General features: G+C 65.9%; 8 protein-coding genes. 5 read left to right on the top strand and 3 right to left on the bottom strand.

All coding sequences use genetic code 11. The features are described 5' to 3' along the window. From AC1DYI_RS23700 to AC1DYI_RS23685, 4 genes are all read left to right on the top strand, one after another. The coding region (locus AC1DYI_RS23700) for a vWA domain-containing protein (RefSeq protein ID WP_477206591.1) at nt 1–735 on the top strand (735 nt) is incomplete at its 5' end. Next, nucleotides 726–1,268 carry an SRPBCC family protein gene (locus AC1DYI_RS23695; RefSeq protein WP_477206590.1) on the top strand — a complete coding sequence of 181 codons (543 nt, stop codon included), beginning with the start codon at nt 726–728 and terminating at the stop codon, nt 1,266–1,268. The genes AC1DYI_RS23700 and AC1DYI_RS23695, both read left to right, overlap by 10 nt. Before the next feature lie 134 nt (nt 1,269–1,402). After that, a complete protein-coding gene (locus tag AC1DYI_RS23690) occupies nt 1,403–1,591 on the top strand; it encodes a CsbD family protein (protein WP_477206589.1) in 189 nt (62 codons plus the stop codon). A gap of 130 nt (nt 1,592–1,721) precedes the next feature. Beyond that, nucleotides 1,722–2,909, top strand: coding sequence for a DUF7832 domain-containing protein (locus AC1DYI_RS23685; protein ID WP_477206588.1), 1,188 nt, complete (start codon nt 1,722–1,724; stop codon nt 2,907–2,909). Between the two features lie 32 nt (nt 2,910–2,941). On the opposite strand, the gene AC1DYI_RS23680 is transcribed toward AC1DYI_RS23685, so the two are convergent. Beyond that, a complete protein-coding gene (locus tag AC1DYI_RS23680; protein ID WP_477206587.1) occupies nt 2,942–3,511 on the bottom strand; it encodes a hypothetical protein in 570 nt (189 codons plus the stop codon). A gap of 131 nt (nt 3,512–3,642) precedes the next feature. Between AC1DYI_RS23680 and AC1DYI_RS23675 the strand changes: the two genes are divergently transcribed. Continuing rightward, nucleotides 3,643–4,623, top strand: coding sequence for an aldo/keto reductase (locus AC1DYI_RS23675; RefSeq protein ID WP_477206586.1), 981 nt, complete (start codon nt 3,643–3,645; stop codon nt 4,621–4,623). 17 nt (nt 4,624–4,640) lie between these two features. Here AC1DYI_RS23675 and AC1DYI_RS23670 read toward each other — a convergent pair whose 3' ends face one another. Continuing rightward, complete coding sequence (locus AC1DYI_RS23670; RefSeq protein ID WP_477206585.1) at nt 4,641–5,195, bottom strand: ECF-type sigma factor; 555 nt, start codon at nt 5,193–5,195, stop codon at nt 4,641–4,643. A gap of 158 nt (nt 5,196–5,353) precedes the next feature. Continuing rightward, nucleotides 5,354–6,432: MFS transporter (locus AC1DYI_RS23665; RefSeq protein WP_477206584.1), on the bottom strand; the 1,079-nt coding region annotated here is incomplete at its 5' end.

The following is a 6,432-nucleotide window of genomic DNA, read 5'->3' as shown; positions in this document are numbered from 1 at the left end:
CGCATCGCCACGTTCACACCACCGCTGCCCACGCGCCGCTTCGCGCGCGACCCGCGCCCCGGCCGCATCGACTGGCGCGCCAGCCTGGCTGCCATGGCACGCCACGGCGGCGACGCGGGTGCGCTGCGTTGGCGCCGCCCGCGCGAGCAGCCTGCGCCGCTGGTCGTGCTGGCCGACATCTCCGGTTCGATGACCAGCTACTCGCGCATGCTGCTGCACTTCACCCATGCGCTGGCACAAAGCGACCTGCGCGTCGCGAGCTTCGTCTTCGGCACCCGACTCACGCCCATCACCCGCTCGCTGCGCCAGCGTGACCCTGACATCGCGATCGCCGACGTCGCGCGCCAGGTGCAAGACTGGTCCGGCGGCACGCGCATCAGCGAGAGCTTGCACGCCTTCAATCGCCATTGGGCACGCCGTGTGCTCGGCGGAGGCCGCGCCACCGTGCTGCTCGTCACCGACGGTCTGGAGTGCGGCGACACGACCCAGCTCGCCTTCGAAACCGAGCGGCTGGCCAAGAGCTGCCGGCGGTTGGTCTGGCTGAACCCGTTGTTGCGTTACGCTGCATTCGAGCCCAAGGCCGGCGGCATCCGCGCGATGCGGCCGCATGTGGACCTTTTCTTGCCCGCGCACAACCTGGCCAGCCTCGAACAACTCGCTCACGTACTCGCCCAGGCGGGCACGCGACGCACRCCCCCTTCGCCCACCTTCACCCCCCACCCCGCATGGAACTGACCAGCCAGCAAGCCCTGCCCGTGTCCCAGCAAGTCGCGTGGGACGCGTTGAACGACACCGCGATGCTGCAAGCCGMGATCCCGGGCTGCGAGGCCATCACGCCCGGTGCCGAGCCGAACCAGTTCGACGTCGCCATCATGGCCGCCGTGGGCCCGGTCAAGGCGCGCTTCAAAGGCAAGCTCAGACTCGAAGACCTGCTACCGCCCAACAGCTACACGCTGCACTTCGAGGGCCAGGGCGGCCAAGCCGGCCATGGCAAGGGCCACGCCACCATCCGGCTGGAGCCCAACGGCCCGAACGAGACAGTGCTGCACTACACCGCGCACGCCACCGTCGGCGGCAAGATCGCGCAGATCGGCTCGCGTCTGATCGACATGGCCGCGCAGAAGATGGCGACCGATTTTTTCAGCAACTTCAATCAGGCGCTGGTCGACAAGCACGGCAAGCCGGAAGATCTGCCACTGCCCGAAGGCGAGCCCGACGGGCCGATCGCGCGGCTGGTGGCCTGGCTGAGGAAGCTGCTGAAGGGCTGAGTCGGTAAGAAGCGGCCTACATGCGGCCGCGCCCCTGTCGGATGGCGCTTGCGCTGTCGCCTGCCTACGATGAATTCCAACGCAGCGCCTTTGTGCTGCGTGTCATCGTTCAACAACCGACACGAGGTGAATCCATGAACCGCAACCAAGTGAAGGGCAGCATCAAGGAAGCCGCCGGCAAGGTCCAACGCAAGACCGGCGAGTTGATCGACAGCCCGAAGCAACAAGTCCAAGGCACGACGCGAGAAATCGCCGGCAAGGTGCAGAAGCAGCTCGGCAATATCGAAGAGAACGTGAAGGACGCGAACAAGAACCAAGGCTGAGCCTGAGTTCACTCGCTTCGAAGCCGCGCCTATGCGCGGCTTCTTTGTGGGCTGCTGAGCCAGGGGATCCGGATGCCAAAATGGGTGGCGCCACATTGCAGCCATTGGGCACTGGACTTCGGGGCGCCGCATGATCTTTGATTCCGCCGACTACCACTTCATTGATTTCCAGACCGACCTACCCAAGGAAGCGGGTGGCACGCGCATTGGCATGTATGCCACTTGGTTGACCCTGCGCGGCCTTGGCGGTGACGGGTTCAACGACTACTTGGACGACTTGCGAGCGCGGCGGATTTCCTGCGCTGGCTTCCTGTTCGACGCCTGCGACGGCAAGCTGGGCAGTGAAGACTTGAGCGAAGAAGGGTTGGCCTTTACCAGCCACTACTACGACGCGCAATTCGATGCGGACTTCGACCGCGTCTTCACAAACGAGTTCAGTCGTACCGGCCATGCGGCCGACGATGCCTGCAGCATTCCCGACTCCTGGGCGAATTTCGATCGACTGGCACTTGTCTTGAATCGGCGGTGGATGGATTGGATGGCCGAGCGCGATTCCAGAGCGCGGCTGCCGCTGCCTGCAGCGGATGCAGTGTTCGGGCAGGTAATGGGCGCCTTGCAAGGCTTTCTGGATGCCGAGGGGTTCAAGCATGATCCCGTCGCTGAGGCCGGGATGATCGATGCCCCGGCCCCAGGACGCATGGGGCGCGTCTTCGGCACCCAGTACCCCGGCGGGCGCCATTGGTTGGCCGCCATCGTGAAGGCAACCCCCGCCGGCCCATGCACGTTGTCGTTGATTGTTGCTTCCTGCCTTGCCGTCGTGGCTGAGCRCATTCGCGACCATGACCTGCCCGACTACTTTCACGTGGCCGAGGCGGGCGCCCCATTGCCCTACACGGCTGTGCTGCGTTTGTCGCAATGGCTGCGCACAGAGCGAGAACTCCTGGTGGAAGCTGATGAGAACGACGACGGCGTGATCGTATTTCGTCAACCGGACGATGTGGCGGTGAAGGTGACGCTACTTGCAGCGAGGCTCARATCGGTGCTGAGCCCGCTGCTGGCGCAATTGGCTACCGTCAAAGGCTTGGATGAGCTGCGCAGCACCCAGCCGCTGACCGCCTCCGTTCTCTACACCGACCCTTTCAACCGCCTCATTCTTTCGGCCGCCGAGGTGGCAGGCAATCCTCGATTGCTGGCGTTGTGCGACGAACTGGAAGCGCTGGGGCGAGACCCCTGTGCGCCTGGGCCACGCATGCACTGGGCCGGACTGATCGCACACGTTGAACAAGTGCGCGACCGTCGGTCTGGCGGTTCGCGCTAGCTGGTCCGAGCAGGATTGGACTCGGGGTCTGGCTAGACCCTGGTCCACTGCATGACCCAGGTGTCCTTCCAGCTGCGGCCACCATTGTCGCTGCGGGCTTGCCACCAACGGCACGAGGTCGGTGTGATGCGGTCCCACACACCCCGCCAGACGACGGGTTTGCCGCCTTCTTCTTCGATCGAGTCCCAGGTGCCGACGCCGTCGACGAAGCTGCCCCAGGAAGGCGGCGGTGTGAGCACGCCGTTCTTCGCGTTGACCCAGTGGTCGGCCCACAGCTTGCGCTCGACATCGAGCAGCCGCAGGCCCATGCCGCTGAAGTTGCGTGCGGGGATGCGCAGCTCCTCGACACTGCCGACACCACCCAGGATGCTGCGCACCGTGGCCTCGCCGTCGAAATGGTCCCAGTTGCCTTCGCTCAGCCGCTGGTGCTTGATCTTCCATTCGCCGGCCAGGAATTCGAAGTCGCCCGCCCGGCCGGTGCCCGCCGGTGCGACGATCGCAGCCTGTGCGCTGGCCAGTGCCGGTGCGCCGCCGCCAGCGGCCACGCCCAGCGCCATCTGCAACATCGTGCGGCGCTGGATCTCGTCAGGGGAATCGTTCATGGATGCATCCTCTTTTTTCGTGGTGAGCCTGCCCCGTGCAAAGCCCGTGACGCACATGGTGTGCGGCATAAGCTGACAGGCAACGGCATGTTTTTTGTCGGATAGTCCAGAACCTTCTTCAGGAGCAACGGATGCAACAACGTGAACTGGGCAGAAGCGGGCTGACGGTCTCGGCCATCGGCCTGGGCTGCATGGGCATGACGCACGGCTACTTCCCATTGCCCGACAAGCAGGCGATGGTGTCGCTGCTGCGCTCGGCGGTCGACCGGGGCGTCACCTTCTTCGACACCGCCGAGGTCTACGGCCCCTACACCAATGAGGCGCTGCTGGGCGAGGCGCTCGCACCGGTGCGAGACCAGGTCGTGATCGCGACCAAGTTCGGTTTCAAGGTCGAAGCCATGCCGGGTGTGGACAGCCGGCCCGAGCGCATCCGGCAGGTGGCCGAGGCGTCGCTTCAGCGCCTGAAGATCGATGCGATCGATCTGTTTTACCAGCACCGCCCTGACCCGCAAGTGCCGATCGAAGACGTGGCCGGCACGGTGAAAGAGTTGATCCGGCAAGGCAAGGTCAAGCACTTCGGCTTGTCTGAGGCCAATGTGCAGACCATCCGCCGCGCGCACGCCGTGCAGCCGGTGACGGCGCTGCAAAGCGAATACTCGCTGTGGACGCGCGACCTCGAGGCCGAGGTCTTGCCCGCACTTCAGGAGCTCGGTATCGGCCTGGTGCCGTTCAGCCCGCTCGGCCGCGGCTACCTGACCGGCCAGATGGACGACACGACGCCACTCGATGCGGCGGATTTCCGCAGCGGCCTGCCCCGGTTCACACCCGAAGCCCGCAAGGCCAACCTGGCGCTGATCGACCTGCTCAAGACCATGGCAGAACGCAAGGGTGCGACGCCCGCGCAGATCGCCCTCGCCTGGCTGCTGGCGCAACAACCCTGGATCGTGCCGATCCCCGGCACCACCAAGCTGCACCGCCTGGAAGAGAACATAGCAGCCGCCAACGTGGTGCTGTCAGCCGAAGACTTGAAAGACATCGAGACCGCAGCCGCCAGCATCCAGATCCAGGGCGCGCGCTATCCCRAGCAGTTGCAGCAACTGGTCAGCCGATAAGGCCGCGGCGTTGGCCGTCAGCCCGTGGTCATCGCGCGGTACAGCAGCGCCCTGGCCTTCTCCCATTGCCGGTGCACAGTGCGCTCCGACAGGTCCAGCTGGGCCGCGATCTCCACCATCGAAAAGCCGCAGAAAAAACGCAGGTCGACAATCTTCGCCAGGTCCGGGTCGAGCCCGGAGAGTTCATCCAGCGCGTCGCTGACGGTTTCCAGGCCGGACACGTCAGCAACGGCATCGGCCGTCTCGTCGTCCAACGTGACGAGTTCGAACTGGCCGCCCCGTTTCTGCGCACCGCGGGCCCTCACGCGGTCGATCACCAGACCCCGCATGGCCCGGGCCGCATAGGYCACGAAATGCGTCTGGTCGTGGAACCCGTCGTCACGTCCGGCCACGCTCAGATAGGCCTCGTGCAGCACGGTGGTCGTGCTCATTTGCGCCAGACCGCCATGTCGCCGAGCCTCTCGGTGCGCAATGCGGTGCAACTCGGCGTACAGCGCGGCAAAACGTGCCTGAGCAGCATGGGCCGCCAGGTGCTGAGGGGCGCCCGCCTGCGCTCGCCCGGTGTCGTTCATTGTCGATTCCATGGCCTTGGGGGAGAAGCGAGCCGCGACTGTCGACCACGAACATGGGAGCGGCCATCCCCCGTTTGGGGGGAAGCCGAAGCGCAACCATTTGGGCCTGAAACGGCACGCCCAGCGCTGCTGGCATTCGCAGTACTGCCGCCACCTGCTCAGCCCAGCTCTTGCAACACCTGTTTCCTGCATGCGCGCCACAACACCAGGTCGTAGCCGATTTTCAGCAGCCCGCAGGCGACCAGCGGGGCGGCCAGCCACCCAGCCGAAAACATGGCAAAGGCAAGCGTGGGGCTCAAAGCAGCCGCCAAACTGCGTGGCACCGCCGTCAAGCTGGCGGCGGCTGGCCGCTCGGCCGGTGTGACGACCGCCATCACGAAGGCCGAGCGCGTCGGCACATCCATCTGAGACAACGCTGCGCGCACGAACAACAAACCGAGCGCCAGGTGCACGTCGCTCACCAGCGCAGCGCCGACCAGGCAGATGCTGGACGGGATGTGCGTGAACACCATCGTGTTGAGCAGCCCGATGCGCCGGGCCACCGGAGCGGCGGCCAGCTGCGACGCCGCGCTGAGCAGGCCGGTCCAGAAGAAGAACAGGCCCACCTGCGCGAGAGAGAGCTCGAAGCGCTCTAGCAGCCACAGCGACATCAAGGCATTGACGACCAGGCCGCCGGCAAAGGCATCGACGCTGAACAGCAGCGCCAGCCGGATCACGATGCCGCGCGAAACACCCAGCGGCTGATGGGCGGACGCAGCGGCCATCGGAGCCGCGTCGCTTTGCCGGTACAGCCACCAGACCGACAGGCCGACCAGCGCATACAGCAGGATCATCGCCCGCAACGCTGCCAGCTCGGACCAGCCCGCCTGTTGCAGCCAAGAAGGCACACCCGCGGCCAGCGCCCCCAGCGAGGCGCACAGGGCACCGATGACGCTGTAGCGCGCGAACAGCGCCGTGCGCGCATGGCCGTCGGCCGCCGCCGCCAGCCGCGCATGTTCGAGTGGCAAGAACAGGCTGACATCGCCGGCGCTCGGGTTCAGTGTCCCGACAAAAGCCACCAGCAGCAGGGGCCAGAACGCCGTCAGCCCAGCGAAGCCCAGGCCGGTGGCCACCATCAGCAATGCGGCGACCGCCAACAGCCGCGACACGCCGACGCGATGGCCCAGCAGCCCCACCCCGATCGTGGCCAGCGCCGAGCCCAGCAACGTCGCCGTGGCCACGATGCCCACCTGCAATG

Source organism: Ideonella sp. P3_A4, assembly GCF_056403075.1.
The sequence above is the reverse complement of the archived record's forward strand: the minus strand, read 5'-3'. Positions and strand labels throughout refer to the sequence as shown.